We start from the raw sequence: 21,089 nt of genomic DNA, 5'->3' as shown, positions 1-21,089 counted from the left end.
TTGACTCTAGCTCGCGAGCCTTTGAGCAGGCTCTAGCGCACCTTCTTGCACAGGTGGGCGATGCAGGGCGAGACGAACAGCTCGCCCCGGTAGGCGCCGGCCAGGGTGCGGCTGGCGACCAGGGTCCACAGCAAGGCCAGCAGCACCACCAAGACCGCGCCCAGGCCGGTGAAGAAGGGCGCCGCCAGGGCTGCGCCCAGGCGCAGGGTGGTCAGGGCATAGACGCCCAGGGGAAAGGTGAAACCCCACCAGCCCAGGTTGAAGGGCATGCCGTCACGGGCCTGGCGATAGGTCACCAGTACGGCCAGCGCCAGCCACCAGAGCCCCAGGCCCCAGAGCAGCACCGCGCCCAGCAGGCCCAGACCCTGGGCGATCTCGCCGATTCCGGTCAGGCCATGGGCGGCGAACACCGCGGGCGCAGCGCTGCCCAGCACCAGCAGCCCCAGGGCACCGGTGGCGATCGGCCCTAGTGCCAGCCAGCTCGACGCCGCCATGCTGGCCGGCGGCAGTTTGTGCAGCGCCAGGCGCAACAGCAGGATCACCAGCAGGCTGAGGGCGACCGGTACCGAATAGGCCCAGAGCACGTAGCTGGCGACGAGCACTGTGAATTGCTCGCCCACGGCCAGGTGGGGCACCAGCAGGCCACCACTGGCCGCCGCCACCTCCGCGGCCACCACCGGCAACAGCCAGACGGCGGTCATCTGGTCGATACGATGCGCCTGGCGGGTGAACATCAGATAGGGGATCAGCACTCCGCAGGCCAACGCCATGGCCGCGTCCAGCCACCAGAGGCCGAGCGCCAGGGGCACCACGGCCTCACCCCAGCGCGGCAGGCCGAACAGCAGCAGGCCGTTGATCAGCGTGGCCAGGCCCATGGGGATGGTGCCGATGAACATCGAGACGGTGGAGTGGGCGAAAATCTCGCGGGCCTCGTCGAAGAACAGCAACCAGCGCGCGGCATAGAGCCCGGTGAACAGGCAGAACAGTAGTACATCGAGCAGCCAGAGGCCCTCGGCGAGGACGTGCAATCCAAGAAGCCTCCAGGGAAAGGCTGCCAGGGCAAGGGCCAGCACGCCGGTGCCCATGGTCACGGCGAACCAGTTGGGGGTGAACTGGCGGATGACCTCCAATGGGCGGTCGAGCTGGCTGAAGGGTCTGAGTACCTGCTCTGGGACAACGGCGGGAAATGGCATGGCAGGGCTCCTGAAGGTGAAGGCCTTCAGGCTAAGCCTGCTTGCTTATCATTAAAAGTGAATGATCATGAAATAATAAACCATTGGGTAGATAAGGCGCTGCCTGCGTTCGGCAGACAGCGCCCGCGCATCAGGGCTTGGCCACGTGCCAGACCTGATTGACGCCGTCACCCGAGGTATCGCCCGGCTTGCTGTCCTTGACCCAGGTGTACAGCGGCTTGCCCTGGTAGGCCCATTGCTGGCTGCCGTCGTCACGGGTCACCAGGCTGTAGCCATCGGCCGCCTTGGCACCGGCTGCGGCCTTGAGGGGCGGCCAGTTCTGGGCGCAGGGGCCATTGCAGGCGGACTTGCCCGCGCTGTCCTTGGCAAAGGTGTAGAGCGTCATGCCCTTGGCATCGACGAGCACCTTGCCCATGGCGGTGTCGGCGACCTTGGCGGGCGCGGCAGCCAGGGCCAGACTGGCGAAGGATAGGACAGCGGTGGCGAGCAGCAGACGTTTCAACATGATGGACCTCGGCGTGTGGTGACGGATGCTTGGAGTCTAGCTACTGGACTTGCACTTGCACGGGGGCTCCTGGTGCGTCGGGCGTACCTGGGGCGATGACCAGGTAGCGGTGCTCATCTGCCGCCCGGCCTTGGACGAGTTGGCGAATGGGGCCTACGGCGTTGACGATGGCCGCGCCGGCGGGATTGCTCTGAAAGGCCGCCAGCGATTCGAGGGGGCCGTGGCCATCCGCCTGGGTAGCCAAGGCCAGGACGTAGGGCTGCTTGGCGGCAAGGCCCGTCACGGAAGCCTGTAGAACCTGGGTCAGGCCCTGGTCGAACAGGGTGACCTGGGTGATGTGCGACGAGTCTTTGTCCGGCGCCGCCAGGGCGATCTGCACGCGCTTGGCGACGTTGCGCAGCGGCTGCAGGCCGTCTTTCCCGCCACCCTTGGCAACGGCCCGGGGCACATAGACCAGGGCCTGCGGTGCCTGCCCCACCGGCAGGGTGCCGACGACCTGATTGGTCAGGGTGTCGATGACCGCCACGGTATCGGCGTTTTCCAGGCCGACGTAGAGCCGAGTGCCATCGCCCGAAGGCCAGAGACCATGGGGGAGGGCACCGACGGGAATACTGGCGACCTGGGTGAAATCAGCGGTACGAAAGACCTTGATGCGATTCTCGCCACCCACCGTCACATAGGCGAAGCTGCCCTTGGCATTGCGCACCAAGTTGACGTGGTTGGTGATGGGGCCGGTGTCCAGGGTCTTGAGCAGGCCGAAGGGCGGCTTGGCGGCGAATACCTGGGTCTTGCCGACATCCTTGAGGGTGAACCAGACCTGCTGGCCGTCCGGGGAGGCGGCGATGTTGGGGCAGAAGGGACTGGCCTGGGGCACCCGGCCGACGATCTGGTGCTTGGCCACCGCGATCACTACCGTTTCCGGCGTGAAGGACGAGCAGACATAGCCATACTGGCCGTCCGGCGAAAAGATCTGCATGCCGGGGCCGACGGGCACCTTGATCCGGGTGATCTCGTGAAAGGTCTGCGGATCGATCACCGCGATGTAGTCCTCGCCGCGCACCGTGACCCACAGCTCCTTGCCATCCGGGGTGAAGAAGGCCTCGTGGGGCGCGCGGCCCAGATAGGTCTTGCCCTTGACCTGATTGGTGGTGGTATCGATGAAGGTCACGGCGTTGGAGCCGATGGCCACCGCGGCCAGGGTCCGACCATCCGGCGCGAAGCCCAAGCCATGCACCAGCAATTCGCCCCGGTACAGCGGACTCAGATTATTGGGCTGGCTGTCGCCCAGAGAAATGACCCCGAGCAGGGTAGCGGTCGCGGGATCGATCACCGATACCGTGTTGGAAAACTGATCCGCCGTATAGACCCGGTCCTGGGCATCAAGGGGAATATCCGGCGCGGCTGCGGCCAGGGGAACCTGGGCGGCCTGGGTCAGGGAGGTAGACAGGAGCAGGGCGGTAGCGAGCGAGGTGAGCGCGCGACAGGACATGGGCGTTACCGAGTGGGAGAGGTGGGCGGGATGGAAAGGGCCTGCTGCATGACGGCGATTTCCTGCTGCTGGGTGACGATGATTTCCTGGGCCAGGCGCCGCAGCTGTTCGTTGTGGCCGTACTGCAACTGGATGCGGGCCATGTCGATCGCGCCCTGATGATGAGCGGTCATCTGGGTGATGAAGTCCTGGTCGACGTCGCCACTGCTGGGGACATGCATGGCGTTCATCATGAGTGTCATGGCCTTTTCATTGGCGGTGTGGGCCGCTGCGGCGACGCTGGCATCCGGCTGTGCCCAGGAGTTCGGGGCGGCGGCTACCAGCAGGGCGACCGCCAGGGGTAGAGTTCGAGGTGAGCGCACGCTAGGACTCCTGTTCGGACGAGTGGATATCCGGGCAGACGTTTGCCCCGCGCGGTCTATTCCAGCGCGAAGAAAATAAAAATCGGCGGGAATAATCCGACGGCCCAGACGTCTGTCAGGCACACGCGAGGATCGCCCATGCTCGATGACGCCACGCTTCACGCCCTGCTGCCGGCGCTGCGCCGCTTCGCCCGCTCCCTGACACGGCACGATGCCAGTGCCGATGACCTGGTGCAGAGCTGTCTGGAACGCGCCCTGGCCCATGGCCAGAGTCGCCATCCCGACGGTGACCCGCGCGCCTGGCTCTTCACCATCCTCTATCGTCAGTTCGTCGATGGGCGTCGCCGCGAGCGCCGATACGGTCGATTGCTGGAGTGGCTGGGCTTTCAGGAGATGCCGGTGGAGCCGTCGGCCGAGCGGATTCATCTGGATCGCGAAGCCCTGGCGGGACTCGCCCAGTTGAGTGCCGAGCAACGTGCCCTGTTGCTGCTGATCGCCGTTGAAGGCATGAGCTATCGCGAGGTGGCCCAGACGCTGGACATTCCTCTGGGTACGGTGATGTCTCGCCTGGCCCGCGCCCGTGCGGCCCTGCGGCAGGTCCATGAAGGCCCTGTGCCCCCCTCTGTCATGCGAGTCTTGAAATGATCTCCTTACCGCCTACCCAGGATGAGTTGATGGCCTTCGCCGACGATCAGCTGAGCGCGTCGCGGCGCGAGGAGGTGGCGCGCTATCTGGCCGCTCATCCTGAAGCCGCCGCCGCGGTCGTCGACATTCGCGAGCAGAATCGCCGCCTGCGCCTGCTGTTCGATGCCGGCTCCACGCCTGTGCCAACTGCACTCCTGCCCGCGGCCGTGCGCCGTCGGGTGACGGCCAGACGTAAGCGGCGATCGCTGTACCTGGCCTCGCTGCTGCTGACCCTCGGTCTGGGCAGCGGGCTGGGCTGGCAGGTGCGGGAAACCCAGCTGCAACAGGCCCAGGTCCCCATGGCCGATGCCGTGGAGGCCTATCGGTTGTTCGCCAGCACGGCGGCCGCGCCGCCGGTCGATGTCAGCGGGCGGGAAGACGCCATCCAGCGCTGGCTACAGCACACCTTCGTTCGGGCCCCCGCGTTGCCCAACCTGGAGCGCTTCGGCCTGCTACCGGTCGGCGGGCGGCTCATGGCCAGCGATACCGGGCCGGCGGCGATGGTGCTCTATCGGGACGACCAGGGGCGCCAGGTGATCTTCTATCTGCGCCATCCACACAGCCAGCGGGAGATCGGCCAGGGCTCACGTCAGGAAGGTGACGTCACCGCCGACTATTGGTCGGGGCAGGGCTACAATTTCGCCCTGGTCAGCCCCAGCGCCGCGGCCTTCGATTCGCTACGCGAAGCCATCCGGCCCAGGGCGGTCTTCTAGCGGCACGCGGTGCCAGGGTGCGCTGGGTCCGTGGAAGCGCGGGCCCCCCGTGCTAACCTTGCCGCCGTTCAATTCTGTAGCGGAGCCCGCCTGTCATGCACATCCACATCCTCGGTATCTGCGGCACCTTCATGGGGTCGCTCGCGGTGCTGGCCAAGGAAGCCGGCCATCGCGTGACCGGCTCCGATGCCAACGTCTATCCGCCCATGAGTACCCAGCTGCAGGTCCAGGGCATCGAGCTGACCCAGGGCTACGATCCCAGGCAACTCGATCCGGCGCCGGACCTGGTGGTGATCGGCAACGCCCTGTCGCGGGGCAACCCGGCGGTGGAGTACGTGCTGGACCAGGGCCTGCCCTATGTCTCCGGTCCCCAGTGGCTGGCCGAGCACGTCCTGCAGGGGCGCTGGGTACTGGCAGTCGCCGGGACCCACGGCAAGACCACCACCACCAGCATGCTGGCCTGGGTGCTGGAGCACGCCGGCATGAGCCCGGGCTTTCTCATCGGCGGGGTGCCGCAGAACTTCGGCATCTCGGCGCGCCTGGGCGGCACGCCCTTCTTCGTGGTGGAAGCCGACGAATACGACAGCGCCTTTTTCGACAAGAGATCCAAGTTCGTCCACTACCGGCCGCGGACCACCATCCTCAACAACCTGGAATACGACCACGCGGACATCTTCCCGGATCTCGCGGCCATCGAGCGGCAGTTCCACCATCTGGTGCGGACCATCCCCGGCAGTGGCCTGATCATCCATCCCACCGCCGAGACGGCGCTGGTGCGGGTGCTGGAGATGGGTTGCTGGACGCCGGTGCAGACCACCGGCGAAGGTGGCCAGTGGCAGGCCCGCCTGCTGGCCGAGGACGGCTCGCGCTTCGAGGTGCTGTTCGACGGCGAGGTGCAGGGCACGGTGAACTGGGAACTCACCGGCCAGCACAACGTGGCCAATGCCCTGGCCGCCCTGGCGGCGGCTCGTCACGTCGGTGTGGTGCCCGGCCTGGGCGTCGCCGCCCTGAGCGCATTCCGCAGCGTGAAGCGGCGCATGGAGAAGGTCGCCGAGGTGCGCGGGGTGACCGTCTACGACGACTTCGCCCACCATCCCACCGCCATCGCCACCACCCTGCAGGGCCTACGCGCCCGGGTCGGCAGCGAGCGGATCATCGCCGTCATCGAGCCGCGCTCCAATTCCATGAAGCTGGGCGCCCACCGCGACGGTCTGCCGGCCAGCGTCACCGGCGCCGACAGCGTCATCTGGTACGCCCCGCCGAATCTGGGCTGGGACCTGGCCGGGACGGCCGAGGCCTGCGCCGTACCGGCCGTGGTCTGCGATTCCCTGGAGGCGATCATCGCTCGGGTCCAGTCCGAACTGGACGGCCCCACCCACGTGGTGATCATGAGCAACGGCGGTTTCGGCGGCCTGCACGGCAAGCTGGCCGCCGCCCTGGAGCAGGCATGATGGCCGGCCCGGAACGCATCACCCTGGCGCTGACCGGCGCTTCCGGCGCCCAGTACGGCCTGCGCCTGCTGGACTGCCTGGTGCAGGAGGAACGCGAGGTGCACTTCCTCATCTCCAAGGCCGCGCACCTGGTGATGGCCACCGAGACCGACGTGGTGCTGCCACCCAAGCCCCAGGCCATGCAGGCCTTTCTCACAGAATACACCGGCGCGGCGCCGGGCCAGGTGCGGGTGTTCGGCCAGAGCGACTGGATGGCCCCACCGGCGTCCGGCTCCAGCGCCCCGGCGGCCATGGTGGTCTGCCCCTGTTCCACCGGTACCCTGTCGGCCATCGCCACCGGCGCCAGCAACAACCTCATCGAACGGGCCGCCGACGTGGCGCTCAAGGAGCGCCGGCAACTGATCCTGGTCCCGCGCGAGTCGCCGTTCTCCAGTATCCATCTGGAAAACATGCTCAAGCTGTCCAACCTGGGGGTGACCATCCTGCCGGCCTCGCCGGGTTTCTACCACCAGCCGCAGACCCTCGATGACCTGGTGGACTTCGTGGTGGCGCGCATCCTCAACACCCTGGGCATCCCCCAGGACATGTTGCCGCGCTGGGGTGAGCATCACCTGGCCAGCAGCGATGACTAGGGCTGCGCGCCTCGGCCTGCTGCTGATGGCCATCCTGGCCCTCGGCGGTTGCGCCACGGCGCGTACCCTGGACGCCGCCAAGCCCGGCGCGCCGGTGGTCTATGCCGGCACTCGTTTGGATCTCTATGCCCTGCAGGGCGGTTGCTGTGCGCTGGATCGTTTCGGCGCCGAGGCACCGGCCTGGCCGGTGCTGGACCTGCCCGGCAGTGCCCTGCTCGATACCCTGTTGCTGCCATTGTCGCTACCCGCCGCCATCGGCGGGCGCGGCAGTGTGCAGGGCGGGCTCTAAGGTCAATCCGTACGGGCCAGCAGCGCGAGTAGGCTCAGTTCGAGTTCGCCGCGCGCTTGCTCAGCGGTGATGTCACCGGCCACCGCGGCGTTGGATAGCGCCTCTGCCGCTCCCAGAAAACCCCAGAGGCCGGCTATCGATAAACCCGCTGGTCCCGCAAAGGGCGCCAGAACGGCCAGGCACTTTTCGATAAAGGCGAGTTGGTAGCGGCGTTTCACCGCGAGCAATTCCGGGGACCCGGTCAGGGCGGCCAGGACATCGGCGATGTCACGTCCCTGGGTGAGTACGCAATCGACATAGCTAGTGGCCAGGACGTGCGCCTTGGCCTTTCGGGTCGGTTCGGAGGCGGCGATGGCAGCATCGAACAGGGCTGTCTGGCGGGCGTCGTAATCCTCATACAGGGCTGCCAACAGGCCGTTGCGACTACCGAAGTGGTCGTAGACCAAGGGCTTGGTAACCCCTGCCACCTCGCCGAGGTGGATCAGGGTTAGCGCGTCGGTACCCTCGTCAGCGATCAGTTGCCAGGCTGCATCCAGCAACTGGCGCGTGCGGGCTTCACGGGATAGACGTCGCCGCGGGGTGGATGTCATTTAGGCGGTTCCTCTTGGGTTCAGTGCTCAGCGAATAGGCTCTGACCCAGGGCGCGGGCCCGCTGCAGATGGGCTTCGGGATAGCCGTCGTCGGAAGCCAGTAGCAGTGTCGACGTCTTCACGGGAGCCCCGCAGTAGCCGAAGATGCCGTGATCGATCTGGGTTTTCATGGCTACCTCGTAGCCGTGTCGGTCGAGGGTGCCGCGATCGGCGCCGCCCAGGGCGGCCAGATGAACGGGTAGCCAGCCTAGCTTTTTTACCAGGGTGCCATCCTTGTCTTCGTAGGCCCAGCCGTGGCTGAAGACCCGGTCGATCCAGCCCTTGAGCACGGCCGGGAAGGACCACCAATAGAGGGGATAGACCAGCACCAGGGCGTCCGCCCGTTCCAAACGGGCCTGTTCGGCGGCGATATCGGCGGCAGGCGCGCTATCGCCACGGAATAGCGCGAGATCTTCCCTGTTGAAGCGGGGATCGAAGCCCTCTTTGATGAGATCGGCGATCTCCCAGGAGTCCGTAGAGCTGGCGGCGCCAATGCCCTGGGCAAGCTGAGCGGTGACCGCTTGGGTCAGGGAATCCGGCAGGGGGTGGGCAACGACGATGAGTGCATGCATGAGAGAAGGTCTCACAATTTAATTTACCAAAGGTAACTTACTCTTGGTAAATCAAACCGTCTACTCGGCCTGCTGCTATGAACGATTCAGAACCCGGCCAGCAGCTCGCCAAGCTTGGCCATGGCCCCCTCGCTGCGTTCGTCCCAGGGATGGCCGCAATTGAGCCTGATGCAGTGGCGAAAGCCCTGCTGCGCGGAAAAGATCGGCCCTGGCGCCAGGCTGATGCCCTCGGCCAGGGCCTGGCGATAGAGCGCCAGGCTGTCCACCCGCGTCGGCAATTCGAACCAGAGAAAGTAGCCGCCCTGCGGTCGGCTGACCTGGGTGTCGGCGGGAAAGTAGCGCCGCGCCGCGGCCAGCATGGCCTGCCGCTGGCGGTCGAGGCTCAGCCGCAGGCGACGCAGATGGCGATCGTAGCCGCCGTGCTGCAGATAGTCGGCCAGGGCGGCCTGGGCCGGCATCGAGGGAGTGATGGTGGTCATCAGCCGCAACCGGGCAACGGCGCCGGCCTGGCGTCCCGCCGCGATCCAGCCGATGCGGTAGCCCGGCGCCAGGCACTTGGAGAAGGATCCGCAGTGCAGCACCAGGCCGTCGCGGTCGAAGCGCTTGACCGGGCGGTGCGGTTCGCTGCCGCTGTAGAGCTCGGCATAGACGTCGTCTTCCAGCATAGGCACCTGGTGGCGTTGCAGCAGGCCATAGAGGCGCTGCTGGGCGCTGTCGTCGAGACTGACCCCGGTGGGATTCTGCAAGCCGCTCATGAACCAGCAGGCCTTGATCGGCAGGCGGGTGAGGGCTTCTTCCAGGATATCAAGATCGAGGCCGCGCTCGGGGTCGACGGGAATCTCCACCGCCTTGAGCTGCAGCCGTTCCAGCACCTGCAGGCTGGCGTAGAAGGCCGGGCTTTCCACCGCCACCAGATCGCCGGGACGGGTCAGGCTCTGCAGGCCGAGGTTCAGCGCCTCCAGGGCGCCATGGGTGATCACCAGCTCTTCACCAATCTCGGGCATGCCGGCCAAGCCGTAGCGGCGTGCGATCTGCCGGCGTAGTTCGGGATGGCCTGGCGTCACATAGGCGGTGAGGTCCTGGGCGGGCAGGTCGCGCAGGCCGTGGGCCATGCTGCGCGCCAGCCGCGCCAGGGGAAACAGATCGGGGCTGGGAAAGGCCGAGCCGAAGGGCACGATGCCTGGGTCCTGCAGCGACTGCAGCACCGAATAGACCAGGTCGCTCACCGCGACCTCGGTGCCTTCCAGGGGCGCCAGCAGCGGCGCCGAATCCCGTGACCGGGCCGGCTCGCGGACGAAGTAGCCGGATCTCTCGCGGGCCTCGATCAGGCCGCGACTCTCCAGCAGGTAGTAGGCCTGGAACACCGTGGAGGGGCTGATGCCATGGGTCTGGCTGGCGCTGCGCACCGACGGCAGGCGCTCGCCGGGGGCGAGGACGCCGCTGGTCATCAGGGTGGCGAGCTGGTCGGCGAATCTTTCGTAGCGCTTCATGCGGGGCCAGGGCAGGGGAGACCGTCACTATAGCGAGGCTGATCCCATCTGATCCGGTTTTTCCGGTGCCTACCTGCTGCTGTGAAGCTCATGCGCCGGGGACTAGGCTGTACCCATCCCTATCTGGCATCCCGCGGAGGCAGCCATGGACGATGGTATCTTCATGATTCTTTTCAGTGTGCTCGCACTCATCCTGCTCGGCAGCGGCTACTACGCCTGCGTCATGCTGAACAAGGATCGTCGCGACGTGGAAAAGAACGATCAGCTGCGCTGAGCGCCTACCTCGCAGACATCCACCCAGCGTGCCTCGCTGAGGGTGGCCAGCCGCTCCGGCGCGAGGCGCACGCAGCTGTGGATGGCACCTGCAGCCGGTAGCACCTCATCGAAGGCTTTCAGCGATTCGTCGCAGTAGACCGGCAGCGGCGTGGTCAGCCCGAACGGGCAAACGCCTCCCACCGGGTGCCCGGTGAGGCCTTCCACGGTGGCGGCATCGAGCAGCTTGGCCTTGCCGCCGAAGGCGGCCTTGAGCTTGCGGTTGTCCAGGCGCGCGTCGCCGCGGGCGACCAGCAGCAGTTGCTGATCGCCCACTTTCAGCCCCAGGGTCTTGGCGATCCGCCCCGGCTCCACGCCATGGGCGGCTGCGGCCAGGGTAACGGTCGCGGTGCTGGTGGTAGCCTCGAGAATCTCGAGGTCAGGGGCGATGCGGGCGAGATGCTGGCGAACGGATTCGAGGCTCATGGGGCTTCCCGTGCAAGGCAAACCCCGACTTTCGGTAATCCGCACTACCTACGTCAAGACTGGTTCAGCACTCCACGAAGGTCACGGCCAGGCCGCCGCGCGAGGTTTCCTTGTACTTGTCGTGCATGTCCGCTCCGGTTTGCTTCATGGTGCGGATCACCTGGTCGAGGGAGATGAAGTGCTCGCCGTCGCCGCGCAGGGCCATCTGGGCGGCGTTGATCGCCTTGACCGCAGCGATGGCGTTGCGCTCGATGCAGGGTACCTGCACCAGGCCACCCACCGGGTCGCAGGTCAGGCCCAGGTTGTGTTCCAGACCGATCTCGGCGGCGTTTTCCAGCTGGGCCGGACTGGCACCCAGTACCTCGGCCAGACCCGCGGCAGCCATGGCGCAGGCCGAGCCCACCTCGCCCTGGCAGCCCACTTCGGCGCCGGAGATGGAGGCGTTCTTCTTGCACAGGATGCCGACGGCGGCGGCAGCGAGCATGAAGCGCACCACGTCATCGTCGCAGGCGTCGGGATTGAATTTCATGTAGTACATCAGCACGGCGGGGATGATGCCGGCTGCACCGTTGGTGGGCGCGGTGACCATGCGGCCACCGGCGGCGTTCTCCTCGTTCACCGCCAGGGCGAAGAGGTTGACCCATTCCATGGCGGAGAGGGTGGAGCCGATGACATTGGGCTTGCCGATGGCTTGCAGACTCTGATGCAGGCGGGCAGCCCGGCGGCGCACCTTGAGACCGCCGGGCAGGATGCCTTCGTTGGCGAGCCCGTTCTGGACGCATTCCTTCATCACGGCCCAGATGCGCAGCAGGCCACTGCGGATCTCGTCTTCGGAGCGCCAGCTCTTTTCGTTGGCCAGCATCAGCTCGGCCACGCCCAGGCCCTGGCTGCGACAGAGGTGCAGCAGTTCGGCGCCGCTGGAGAATTCGTAGGGCAGCTCGGTGGTGTCGTTGTCCAGCACGCCGCTGGCGGCCTGCTCGGCGTCCACCACGAAACCACCGCCCACGGAGTAGTAGGTGGCTTCGGCCACCTCGCCGGTGGCACCGAAGGCGGTCAGGGTCATGGCATTGGGATGGTAGGGCAGGCTCTCGTCCAGCAGCAGCAGATCTTCCTGCCAGTCGAAGTTGATCGGGTGGGTACCAGCGAGCAGCAGCTTGCGTTCGCTGCGCAGCGCCTCGATGCGCGGCTCCACGGCAGCGGGATCGACCCGATCCGGCCATTCGCCCATCAGGCCGATCAGGGTGGCGCGGTCGGTGCCATGGCCAACGCCGGTGGCCGACAGCGAGCCGTAGAGGCGTACCTCTAGCCGCTTGACCTGCTCCAACAGACCCTCGTCGACCAGGCGTTGGGCGAAGAGGGCGCCGGCCCGCATCGGGCCTACGGTATGGGAACTGGACGGACCAACGCCGATTTTGAACAGGTCGAAGACGCTGATGGCCATGACGATGATCCCTGATTGAGCTTGAATGGGCACCAGACAAGGTGCCGGCGGATGGCTCATAGTGGTGATAAGCCCCCCGCTCGCACAAACGAAAGCTTCTAAGCGATCCTTTAGCGGAACTCATCGATGAGCCGGATCCTCAACGCCCAAACCCAAGCCTGGTTGCAGGTCTTCGCCTGCGCCGCCCGGCATCTGTCGTTCACCCGTTGCGCCGAAGAGCTGCACGTGACGCCCGGTGCCATCAGCCAGCAGATGCGCCAGCTGGAAGAGCGCCTGGGCTTCAAGCTGTTTCACCGGGTTGCCCGGGGCCTGGAGCTGACCGCCGAAGGCCAGCGCCTGGCGACCACCCTGAACCAGGCCTATGGGCTGATCGACGCCGAGCTGCGGCGATTGAACGCCGGCCAGTTCGGTGGGGTGGTGCGGCTGAGGTCGATCCCCTCCTTCCTCGGCAAGTGGCTGACGCCGCGCCTGCCGCGGCTGCAGGCGCGCTTTCCCGATCTGCAGTTGCGGCTGGTGGCCGAAGACAGCAGCTGGTCGCTACGCGAGGGTGAATTCGACCTGGCCATCGACCTCAACGATGGCAGCTATCCAGGCCTGGCTTCGACACCGCTGATGGAGGAGGAAATCTTTCCGGTCTGCGCGCCCGCTCTGCTGGCGGGACGTCCACCGCTGGAGCGGCCGGAGGACCTGGAGTTCTATCCGCTGCTGCACGACATCACCGCCTGGCGCGGCAGCTACGAATACGCCGAATGGGAGTTCTATCTGGCCAGCATCGGCGCGCCCGCGCTGGACGTGCGCCGCGGTCATACCTTCAACCGCAACCACCTGACCATCGAGGCGGCCATCGCCGGCATGGGCGTGGCCATCGCCCGCCGCGCCCTGATCACCGACGAGCTGGCGCGGGGCGTGCTGGTGGTGCCAGCCTTCGGCCGTTCGGTGCCGGCGCACAAGAGATACATGCTGCTCTATGCCCAGGGCGCCCTGGCCGATCCGCGCCTACGCGCCCTGCACGACTGGCTGGTGCTGGAGGCCGACCAGATGGCCCTGGCGCAGCCGGCGTAGGAGCGGTCGCATCGGTGGACCGCCCTGATCGCGATGGGGATTCGCTAGATGGCGACGCTTAACAAGCCGTGAGTGTAGGGATCGCGGCCATGGGCCGCTCCTACAGATCGGTAGAGGCGGCGGCATTGGCTGCGATAAGACAGAACCGTAGCGTGGAAAACGGCGCAGCCTTTTCCACTGGGTGGGCGTCGTGAGCCGCGCCCTCAACCCAATCCCTCTCCCAGGGGGAAAGGCGTTTGTCCGTGCTGGGCGTGGTTTGCGCCAGGCCCGTAGCGTGGAAAACGGCGCAGCCTTTTCCACTGGGAATTCGGCGAGTGGGTCCTCAGCCGAACCCTCTTCCTGGCGGAGAAGGGATGAATCTGTACTGATCCCGGAAAACCCGCGACGGCTGCTTATGGCTCGCCTGGAGGAAGGGCATGCACCGCGATGGGTTTTTCGCGGCAGGAACCTGATCGCGGCCATGGGCCGCTCCTACAGCGGCGTGCTGATTGGGGCACTCAGCGACCCAGCTTGCGCAATTCGTCCGATTCCACCACCCGCACGCCCTTGCCTTCTTCGAGGGCCAGGCGCCACAGGGCGCGGGCCAGGACGGCGGCCTCGATGCCATGCCACTTGCCCGGCAGCCATTGCGACAGGGGAGCGGCCAGGCGCTCGCCCAGGCGCTCCTCCTGGCGTTGGCCGATCAGCAGCGAAGGGCGGGCCAGGGTCAACTGGGGCCAGCCCTGAGCGCGCAGCGCTTCTTCCAGCTCGCCCTTGACCTTGTTGTAGAAGATCGACGATTGCGGATCGGCGCCGATGGCGCTGACCACGATGTAGTGACGGGCGCCCAGTTCCAGGGCGCGCTGGCCGACCGCCAGGGGCAGGCCATAGTCCACCGCGCGAAAGGCGGCTTCGGAGCCGGCCTGTTTCATGGTGGTACCGAGGCAGCAGAAGGCCACGTCGAGGGGACCTTCCAGGGTCGGCAGCAGGCTGTTGAGGTCACCGACCGGGTTGTCCAGGCGTACATGTTCCGCCAACGGCCGCCGCGTGGGCGCCAGGACGCGGGGTACCGTCGGCTCGTTGAGCAGCCGGTCGAGCAGGTGTTCGCCGGTCAGGCCAGTGGCGCCGGCGATGAGGGCATGCTGGGGCGTCAGGTACAAGGGACTCTCCTTGGTAGCGGCGGCCACTTCTGCCGAGTTGGACCGCAGACGTTCCGGTTGTTCGTCAAGGCCGCCGGCAAGAAGTGCACTCAGCGACTCGCGCGCCAGGCGCGCCACTTCTGCAGCACGGCGGGCGGGGCCCACAGCTGGGGCTCGGACGGATCGAAGCCTTCGGTCTTCTCGCGCACCGAGACCGTATCGCGGGCGCGCTGGAAGGCCTGCTCGGGATCGTCGGTGTGCTGGAAGGCCTCGGCGAAGAGGGCACGGCCGAAATAGGTGAAATCGGCTTCGTCGGTACAGCCGAAGGAGGTGCGATCGGCCTTGGAGGCGGTCATCACCAGGGTATGGTCGTCCTGCAGCTGCGGGATGAAGCCACCGCTGTAGCAGGCGGAGACGATCACCAGCTTGTCACGACCGCGCAGCGGCGCGAGCAGGCGACCGAGTTCCGCCGCAGGCAGGCTGGAGAGGTCCAGGCCGGGCTCGTCGAGCACCAGTTGGTGATCGGCCGAACCATGGCTGGTCAGGTAGATGACGATGAGGTCTTCCGGTCCGGTGCGCTGGGCCAGGGTTTGCAGGCTCTGGTAGAGATTCTCGCGGGTGGCCAGCGGGTGATCGCTGCGGATGTCCTTGGCGTTGATCAGGTGGACGACGCCGCGGGCCCCCCAGGTGGTGGTCATGAAGTTGGCCACGTAATTGGCTTCGCGCTGGAACACCCCCTGGTTGCCGTCGCCGGCCAGTACCAGGCCATAGAGTTCGGTGGCGGGGGTGGAGGCGGGAATCTGCTGCAGTTCCTGTTCGAGCACCTTGCCCTGATCGAGCAGGGCGCGTTCCAGGGGGTCGGCGATGTACTGGCCCTGGTCGTCGCGGATGCGCTTGCCGCCCTCCCAGAGACCGCGTTCGAGCTGGCCGTCGGCACGGGTGAGGACGCCGGCGCCGGCGTAGACGCCATCGGCGAAGCTGCCGCGGTAGATGCTGCCGTCGCTGTTGGTGAGCACCCCCTGGCCATCGAACTTCCAGTTGCGGAAGGCACCGCGGTACTGGCTGCCATCGCTGCCGACGAATTCGCCGTTGCCGGTCAGTTCGCCACCGCTGAATCGGCCGCGCCAGAGATCGCCGCCGGCGCTGCGGTAGACACCGGCGCCCTCGAACTGGTCGTCGACGAATTCCCCGTCGTAGCGGTCGCCGCCCGGCTCCTGCCACTGGCCGACGCCATTGAGGTGGCCGTCGTTGAAGGTGCCGATGGTCTGGGTGCCGTCGCTGTCGAGCTTGGAACCCTGGCCCTGCATGCGGCCATTGACGAAGCTGCCATGGTATTCCCAGCCGCTGCTGCTGATGAGGTTGCCCTGGCCGTGGTAGAGCCCGCGGCGGAAGGTGCCCTGGTAGTAGGTGCCGTCGGCGAACTGCTGCTCGCCGGGGCCTTCGGCCAGGCCGTCCTTGAAGCGGCCCTTGAGCCAGTTGCCATTGGGCCATTCGATGCGGCCGCTGCCGTTGAGCAGGCCGCTGACGATCTCGCCGGTGTAGACCCCGCCATCGGGCAACCTCACGCTGCTCGCGTTAGGCGCCGCCTGGGCGACGCAAGCCACCAGCAACAGCGCAGCGAAGGCGAGACGGGGCGATAGGAGGCTCATAGGTGGGGTCGGTGGGCGCCTCAACGCGCCTCGAGCCGGACCAGATGACGCTCCAGCGTCGCGGAGTAGGGTTCCAGGAGGCGTTCCACGCAACTGGCACCCGCGGGACTCGCGATGGTGCGGATGCGGGCGCGTTTTCGCAGCAGTTCGTCCTCGGCGATGCTCTGTTCGACCAGCAGCAGATTGCGACTGTGGCGGCTCAGGGTCTGGGCGTTGCGTACGGTGGTGTTGTCCAGCAATTGGGCGAGTTCCAGGCCGGCGAGACGTTCACCCTGGGTCAGACCGAGTTGCAGCTGCAGGGTTGCACCGCTCCCTATCACTTCCACCTGCAAGGCGTGACCCAGGGCACGCATGATCTCGCCGCAGCAGAGGGCGCGGGTCAGGTAGTCGTCGTCATCACTGCGCTCGTGGAAGAGGATCAGGCTGCCGCCGTCCTTGAGGGTGTGCAATTCGCCGGCATAGAGTTCGGTGGCTTGTTGCAGGCAATCACGGTAGCGACCGAGCAGTTCTTCCAGCCGGCTCCGCGGCAACCGGCTGAGCTGGTCCTGGGCGCCGAGCTGGATGGCCAGGACCGCCGAGGTGACGATGTCGGGTTCGGTGGGCAGCGCCGGCGCTGGCGCCGGGGTGGCCGGCGGCTCGGTGAAGGAATCCGGTACCAGGTCGGCGAAGGCGTCGGCGTCCAGCTCGTCGCTCTCCGGCTGCGCCGGTGCTGCCGGCTTGCGGGCGGCGGGCTTGGCAGCGGGGGCCTTGCGCGCCGGTGGCGGCTTCACGCTCAGGCCGCCCTGCTCATCGGCGAAGGGATCGTCATCCGCGGCCGCTTCCGCCTTGGGCGGCTTGGGCGGTACCAGCCGGCTCTGCAGCTGGCGGGCCAGGTCGCCCAGTTCGTCGAGACGCCCGGCGCCCGGTGCCGGATCGTCCGGGTCGCGCAGCCAGACGCGCAACTCCAGCAGCGGGATCGACAGCTGGCGCCCCAGGCGCAGGCTGAGGATCAACGTCAGGGCCAGCAGGATCAGGCCGAGCAGGCCCATGTTCTGCAGGCTGATCATCATCGGCTGCTGGAACTGGTTCATGTCCAGCGCCAGGCGGACCTGGCCGGCGGTGACGTCCTGGAAGCGGATCGGCGTGCTGTAGATGCCATCGGTGGCGGTCAGCAGGCCCTGGCTCGGACGGGTGCCGGATTCGGCCAGCACCCGGTTGTCGGGGCTATAGACCGCGGCATGGGCCACCAGCGGATTGCGCGCCAGGTTGCCCAGCAGCACATTGAGGCTTAGGTTGTCGTTGGCCACCAGCAGTTCGGCGGCGGAGTTGGCGGTCTGGGTCACCAGGCTCTGGCCGACGGCGTCGGCCTGCTGCTGCATGGCATGGCGGAACTGCATGCTCATGATGCCGGCATAGATCACCAGGGCGGCAGCCACCAGCAGCAGACTGTGGGAAACGATACGCAAGGCCACCGGCACACGACGCTGGCGCAGGGCTCGGTAGATCAGCAGGAAGAAATTATCGGGCTTGACGGTCGCGGGGCGGGTCACAGAAATCGTTTCTTTGGACAAAAAGTGTGCGGCCAGTATAACCAGCGGGTCGGGGGGCGAAAACGGCGAATGCGGGTCCTTGCCCGCAAATAAGGCCAGCGGTGGACTCTCTCCGCCGGCCGGCGTACCCGGCTCGGCACCGCCCGGGCGAAAGGGTAGACTGCGCGCTTTTCGTCGAGGGGATCGCCATGCAAGACGTTATCGGACTTCAGGCCGTGGGCACGCTGCCCGCTGACTGGCTGGCTGCCCTCACCGGCGCCCTGGCCGCGGCCGGGGCCCGGCTGGAGTCGTTGCAGCAACAGGGCCTGGGCGACGGCGCCGCCGTGACCTTGCTGATCAGCCCCGCCGCCGCTGGCACCGCACTGGTCCAGGCCCTGCAGGCGCTGGGTTTGCAGGTGGCGCCCCTGGCGCAACCCGCACCGGACACCGGGGGGCGGCACGTGCTGACCTTGATGGGGCGTACCCTCGCCACTCTGCCGCTGACCCGATTGAGCGCACTCTGCCGTGCGCAGGGCCTGGGTATCCAGGCCATCCGTGCCCTGAGCGAGCCGAGTTCGACCGAACGCGCCGCGCTGGAACTGAGTGTCACGGGCGAGCCGCATGACGCCCAGGCCTGGCGCGCCGCGTTGCTGGAGCTGGCGCAGGAAGGCCAGGCCGACATCGGCTGGCAGCCGGACGAGCTGCAGCGGCAGCATCGCCGCCTGGCGGTGTTCGACATGGACAGCACCCTGATCCAGGCCGAGGTCATCGACGAACTGGCCAAGGCCGCCGGCATCGGCGAACGAGTGGCCGCCATCACCGAGCGCGCCATGCGCGGCGAGATCGACTTCCGCGCCAGTTTCACCGAGCGGATGGCCTTGCTGCAGGGCCTGTCCGAGGATGTCCTGGAAGATATCGGTGCGCGATTGCGTCTGACCGAGGGCGCCGAGCGGCTGTTCACCGAGTTGAAGCGCCTGGGCTACAAGACTGCCATCCTCTCCGGCGGCTTCACCTATTTCGCTCGCCAGGTGCAGGCGCGGCTGGGTATCGACTACGTCTACGCCAACGAGCTGGAGATCGTCGACGGCAAGGTGACGGGGCGAGCGATGGAACCCATCGTCGATGCCCAGCGCAAGGCCGATCTGCTGCGCGAGCTGGCCAGCCGCGAGGGCCTGGCGCTGGAGCAGACCATCGCCGTGGGCGATGGCGCCAACGATCTGCCGATGCTGGCCCTGGCCGGACTGGGCGTGGCCTTCCGGGCCAAGCCCCTGGTGCGCCAGTCCGCCCGCCAGTCGGTGAGCGTGCTGGGGCTGGACGGGGTGCTCTATCTGCTGGGCGTGGAAGATCGCCATACCCTGGGCTGACTCGCGGTTGAAACGCCGGATCGCGGCCATGGGCCGCTCCTACGGCTGTGCCTGAGCTTGTAGGAGCGGCCCATGGCCGCGATAACGAAGGTGTCTCGGTACGGCCATTACTCGGCCTGGAACTCGTAGTCCATCGCCTGGCTGGGCTCCTGCAGGTAGTAGCCCTGGATGAAGTGCACCCCGACCTGCCAGAGCTGCGCCAGCACGCTGGCGCTCTCGACGAAGGGGGCGATGGTCAGGACGTTCTGCGCGCTGAGCTCGGCGACCATGGCCTTGAGTCGCTCCTGGTGTTCCGGCTGGCCCAGGTCGCGGATCAGCGAGCTGGAGAGCTTGGCGTAGTCCGGCACCAACAGGCGTAGCGCGGCCAGTGGCTGGTCGCTGCCGGCGAAGCCGCTGATGGCGACCTGGTGACCCTGGCGGCGCAGGCGCTGGACCATCGCCAGCCCCTGCGCCGGATTGGCCAGCAGGTCGTCTTCGGTCAGCTGGAAGATCACCGCCTCGGCAGCGAGGTTCTGGTTTTGCAGGGTCTTGGCCAGCCAGGGCAGCAATTCGAGGTCGTCCAGGGTCGCACCCGACAGATGCACGAAGATCCGCGTGCCATGCCCGCGTGCCCGATGCTCGCCCAACTGGCGGACCGCCTGGTGGATCACCCAGCGGTCGATCTGCCCGCTCAGGCCGCTGTCTCGTGCGGTGCGGGCGAATTCGGTCGGCGAGACCTCCTCGCCCTGCGGATTGATCAGTCGCAGCAGGGCTTCGCAGTACTCGTGGCTGCCGCCGCGCAGGCCGATCACCGGCTGGAACAGCAGGCGGAAGCCATTCTGCTGCAGCGCCTGCTTGACCATGGCCACCAGATTGCCGCGATTGGCGGCGGCCGCCAGCTCTTCCGCGGGGTCGTAGCGTTTGCAGGCGTTGCCGCCGCGCTGGGCGATCTGGCGCGCGGAGCGGTGGGCCCGGTCGACCAGGTCGCCGGCGCTCTTGACGTGGGTGTCCAGGCCGACCACGCCGATGGAGTAGCTGATGGCCAGGGCCCGGCCGGCGATGGTCAGCGGCTGGCGTTCCTGGCGGCCGAGCAGACGCTCGAAGGCCGTATCCAGGCTGGCGTCGGCCGCCTGGGGCAGCAGGGCGGTGAAGGCATCGTCGGCGAACCGGGCCAGGGTCGCCAGGGTACCGAAATGCTCGCGCAGGCGATCGGCCAGCGCCACCAGCAACTCGTCCATGGCGCCGATGCCCAGCTCCGCCAGCAGTGCCGGATAGCGGTCGATGGTGAGGTAGGCGAAGCTGGCCGGCGCGCCGAGCCGGGCACGTTCCAGGGCGTCTTCCAGCAGGTCGAGCATGCGCCCGCGGTTGATCAGGCCGGTCAGGACGTCCTGGGAGCGGACCTCGCGCAGCTGCTCCTCGAGGGATTCGGGCACCGCGCGTTCTTCGCGCAGGTGCAACTGCACGCAGGGTTCGTCGAGATAGATCGCCGGCGTCAGTCGCAGGTGGATGTCGATCAGGCTGCCGTCGTGGCGGACGCACTGGCAATCCAGCTCGCTGGCGCTGGGGTCGTCGCGCAGCTGGCGAAAGGCTTCGCGCAACGCCGGCTGGTCGGCCGGCGCGATGAGATCCATCAGCGGGGTGATTTCCAGGTCGTCCGCGCTCGGATAGCCCAGCAGCTCCACATAGGCCGAGTTGACGTGGATGTGCAGGCCATCGTGGACGTAGGCGACCGCGTCCACGGCATTGGCCAGCAGCAGCTGGCAGCGTTGTTCGGCTTCGGCCAGGGCCTGTTCCAGGCGGCTGCGCTCCTGCCGGTCGGCCAGGTTGCCCAGTTCGCGCAGGCTGGCCAGTAGCAGGTGTTCGTCGTTGTCGGTGACGATGGCATCGCGGGCGCCCTGGCGCAGGGCGCTGACCACGGCATCGGGATCGTCCGGGTGGACGCGCTGGATGACGGCGAGGCGCGGCGCGCGCTGGCGCAACAGGGTGAGCGCCACGGCGGGATCGAGTTCTTCGGAGGGCGCCGCGAGGATGACGAGGTCCCAGGACTGGGCCAGGAGTTCCTCGAGCCCGGCCGGGTCGGCGAGGCGATGGGCGCGGGCGGCTCGGCCGGCGTTACGAAACAGGCTTACCAGGCGTTCCGCCTCGTTCTGCGATGCTTCGAGCAGCAACAGGCGGATCGCACTGTGTTCGGAAGCCATGGTCTACTCGCACCTTGGCGATA

General features: G+C 67.2%; 21 protein-coding genes. 8 read left to right on the top strand and 13 right to left on the bottom strand.

Annotated elements, in window-relative coordinates:
* Window positions 1-32: 32 nt before the first annotated feature.
* The 4 genes from AR540_RS21890 to AR540_RS21875 form a co-directional block, all read right to left on the bottom strand.
* Window positions 33-1,193, bottom strand: coding sequence for a TDT family transporter (locus tag AR540_RS21890; RefSeq protein ID WP_059232113.1), 1,161 nt, complete (start codon window positions 1,191-1,193; stop codon window positions 33-35).
* 130 nt (window positions 1,194-1,323) lie between these two features.
* On the bottom strand, window positions 1,324-1,698 hold the full coding sequence (locus AR540_RS21885; protein ID WP_059232111.1) for a COG4315 family predicted lipoprotein: 375 nt from the start codon (window positions 1,696-1,698) through the stop codon (window positions 1,324-1,326).
* A 40-nt stretch (window positions 1,699-1,738) separates the two neighbouring features.
* Entirely contained in the window at window positions 1,739-3,187 is a 1,449-nt protein-coding gene (locus AR540_RS21880) for a YncE family protein (protein WP_059232109.1), read from the bottom strand.
* A gap of 5 nt (window positions 3,188-3,192) precedes the next feature.
* Window positions 3,193-3,549 carry a DUF305 domain-containing protein gene (locus AR540_RS21875; protein ID WP_082707085.1) on the bottom strand — a complete coding sequence of 119 codons (357 nt, stop codon included), beginning with the start codon at window positions 3,547-3,549 and terminating at the stop codon, window positions 3,193-3,195.
* Window positions 3,550-3,687: 138 nt separating this feature from the next.
* On the opposite strand from AR540_RS21875, the gene AR540_RS21870 reads away from it, so the two are divergent.
* The 5 genes from AR540_RS21870 to AR540_RS21850 all read left to right on the top strand — a co-directional run bounded on the left by AR540_RS21870 (window position 3,688) and on the right by AR540_RS21850 (window position 7,318).
* Window positions 3,688-4,194 carry an RNA polymerase sigma factor gene (locus AR540_RS21870; protein WP_059232107.1) on the top strand — a complete coding sequence of 169 codons (507 nt, stop codon included), beginning with the start codon at window positions 3,688-3,690 and terminating at the stop codon, window positions 4,192-4,194.
* A gap of 29 nt (window positions 4,195-4,223) precedes the next feature.
* Window positions 4,224-4,946: a hypothetical protein gene (locus tag AR540_RS21865; RefSeq protein ID WP_059232104.1), complete on the top strand. Its 723-nt coding sequence runs from the start codon at window positions 4,224-4,226 to the stop codon at window positions 4,944-4,946.
* Window positions 4,947-5,041: 95 nt separating this feature from the next.
* Window positions 5,042-6,397 (top strand): UDP-N-acetylmuramate:L-alanyl-gamma-D-glutamyl-meso-diaminopimelate ligase, encoded by a 1,356-nt coding sequence (gene mpl / locus AR540_RS21860; protein ID WP_059232101.1) that lies wholly within the window; start codon window positions 5,042-5,044, stop codon window positions 6,395-6,397.
* Entirely contained in the window at window positions 6,397-7,029 is a 633-nt protein-coding gene (gene ubiX / locus AR540_RS21855) for a flavin prenyltransferase UbiX (protein WP_059232169.1), read from the top strand. The genes mpl and ubiX overlap by 1 nt, the downstream gene beginning before the upstream one ends.
* Entirely contained in the window at window positions 7,022-7,318 is a 297-nt protein-coding gene (locus AR540_RS21850) for a YceK/YidQ family lipoprotein (RefSeq protein WP_059232099.1), read from the top strand. The genes ubiX and AR540_RS21850 overlap by 8 nt, the downstream gene beginning before the upstream one ends.
* Before the next feature lie 2 nt (window positions 7,319-7,320).
* Here AR540_RS21850 and AR540_RS21845 read toward each other — a convergent pair whose 3' ends face one another.
* The 3 genes from AR540_RS21845 to AR540_RS21835 form a co-directional block, all read right to left on the bottom strand.
* Window positions 7,321-7,908, bottom strand: coding sequence for a TetR/AcrR family transcriptional regulator (locus tag AR540_RS21845; protein WP_059232097.1), 588 nt, complete (start codon window positions 7,906-7,908; stop codon window positions 7,321-7,323).
* Between the two features lie 20 nt (window positions 7,909-7,928).
* The gene (locus AR540_RS21840) at window positions 7,929-8,519 is read right to left on the bottom strand and encodes an NAD(P)H-dependent oxidoreductase (RefSeq protein ID WP_059232095.1); all 591 of its coding nucleotides are present in this window, start codon (window positions 8,517-8,519) and stop codon (window positions 7,929-7,931) included.
* Window positions 8,520-8,605: 86 nt separating this feature from the next.
* Window positions 8,606-10,009 (bottom strand): aminotransferase-like domain-containing protein, encoded by a 1,404-nt coding sequence (locus AR540_RS21835; RefSeq protein WP_059232093.1) that lies wholly within the window; start codon window positions 10,007-10,009, stop codon window positions 8,606-8,608.
* Window positions 10,010-10,154: 145 nt separating this feature from the next.
* On the opposite strand from AR540_RS21835, the gene AR540_RS26235 reads away from it, so the two are divergent.
* Complete coding sequence (locus AR540_RS26235; RefSeq protein WP_260856146.1) at window positions 10,155-10,283, top strand: hypothetical protein; 129 nt, start codon at window positions 10,155-10,157, stop codon at window positions 10,281-10,283.
* Here AR540_RS26235 and AR540_RS21830 read toward each other — a convergent pair.
* Together AR540_RS21830 and AR540_RS21825 are read right to left on the bottom strand one after the other, a co-directional pair.
* Window positions 10,271-10,747: a YbaK/EbsC family protein gene (locus AR540_RS21830; protein ID WP_059232091.1), complete on the bottom strand. Its 477-nt coding sequence runs from the start codon at window positions 10,745-10,747 to the stop codon at window positions 10,271-10,273. The two genes, AR540_RS26235 and AR540_RS21830, sit on opposite strands and share 13 nt — an antisense overlap.
* 64 nt (window positions 10,748-10,811) lie before the next feature.
* On the bottom strand, window positions 10,812-12,188 hold the full coding sequence (locus AR540_RS21825; RefSeq protein ID WP_059232089.1) for an L-serine ammonia-lyase: 1,377 nt from the start codon (window positions 12,186-12,188) through the stop codon (window positions 10,812-10,814).
* 126 nt (window positions 12,189-12,314) lie between these two features.
* Here AR540_RS21825 and AR540_RS21820 point away from each other — a divergent pair, with 126 nt between their 5' ends.
* Window positions 12,315-13,250 (top strand): LysR substrate-binding domain-containing protein, encoded by a 936-nt coding sequence (locus AR540_RS21820; protein WP_059232086.1) that lies wholly within the window; start codon window positions 12,315-12,317, stop codon window positions 13,248-13,250.
* A 497-nt stretch (window positions 13,251-13,747) separates the two neighbouring features.
* Here AR540_RS21820 and AR540_RS21815 read toward each other — a convergent pair whose 3' ends face one another.
* From AR540_RS21815 to AR540_RS21805, 3 genes are all read right to left on the bottom strand, one after another.
* A complete protein-coding gene (locus AR540_RS21815; protein ID WP_059232085.1) occupies window positions 13,748-14,389 on the bottom strand; it encodes an oxidoreductase in 642 nt (213 codons plus the stop codon).
* An 89-nt stretch (window positions 14,390-14,478) separates the two neighbouring features.
* Complete coding sequence (locus AR540_RS21810; RefSeq protein ID WP_059232083.1) at window positions 14,479-16,017, bottom strand: C13 family peptidase; 1,539 nt, start codon at window positions 16,015-16,017, stop codon at window positions 14,479-14,481.
* Window positions 16,018-16,037: 20 nt separating this feature from the next.
* Window positions 16,038-17,546, bottom strand: a complete 1,509-nt coding sequence (locus AR540_RS21805; RefSeq protein ID WP_059232081.1) for an AhpA/YtjB family protein — start codon at window positions 17,544-17,546, stop codon at window positions 16,038-16,040.
* Window positions 17,547-17,734: 188 nt separating this feature from the next.
* Here AR540_RS21805 and serB point away from each other — a divergent pair, with 188 nt between their 5' ends.
* Window positions 17,735-18,889 (top strand): phosphoserine phosphatase SerB, encoded by a 1,155-nt coding sequence (serB, locus tag AR540_RS21800; protein WP_059232079.1) that lies wholly within the window; start codon window positions 17,735-17,737, stop codon window positions 18,887-18,889.
* A 107-nt stretch (window positions 18,890-18,996) separates the two neighbouring features.
* Here the strand turns inward: serB and AR540_RS21795 are convergent, their stop codons facing one another.
* On the bottom strand, window positions 18,997-21,066 hold the full coding sequence (locus AR540_RS21795; RefSeq protein WP_059232077.1) for a GGDEF domain-containing phosphodiesterase: 2,070 nt from the start codon (window positions 21,064-21,066) through the stop codon (window positions 18,997-18,999).
* Window positions 21,067-21,089 lie beyond the last annotated feature (23 nt).

This window comes from Pseudomonas sp. EpS/L25 (assembly GCF_001512295.1).
Taxonomy (GTDB): domain Bacteria; phylum Pseudomonadota; class Gammaproteobacteria; order Pseudomonadales; family Pseudomonadaceae; genus Chryseomonas.
This window is presented reverse-complemented; position numbering and strand designations above follow the sequence as displayed.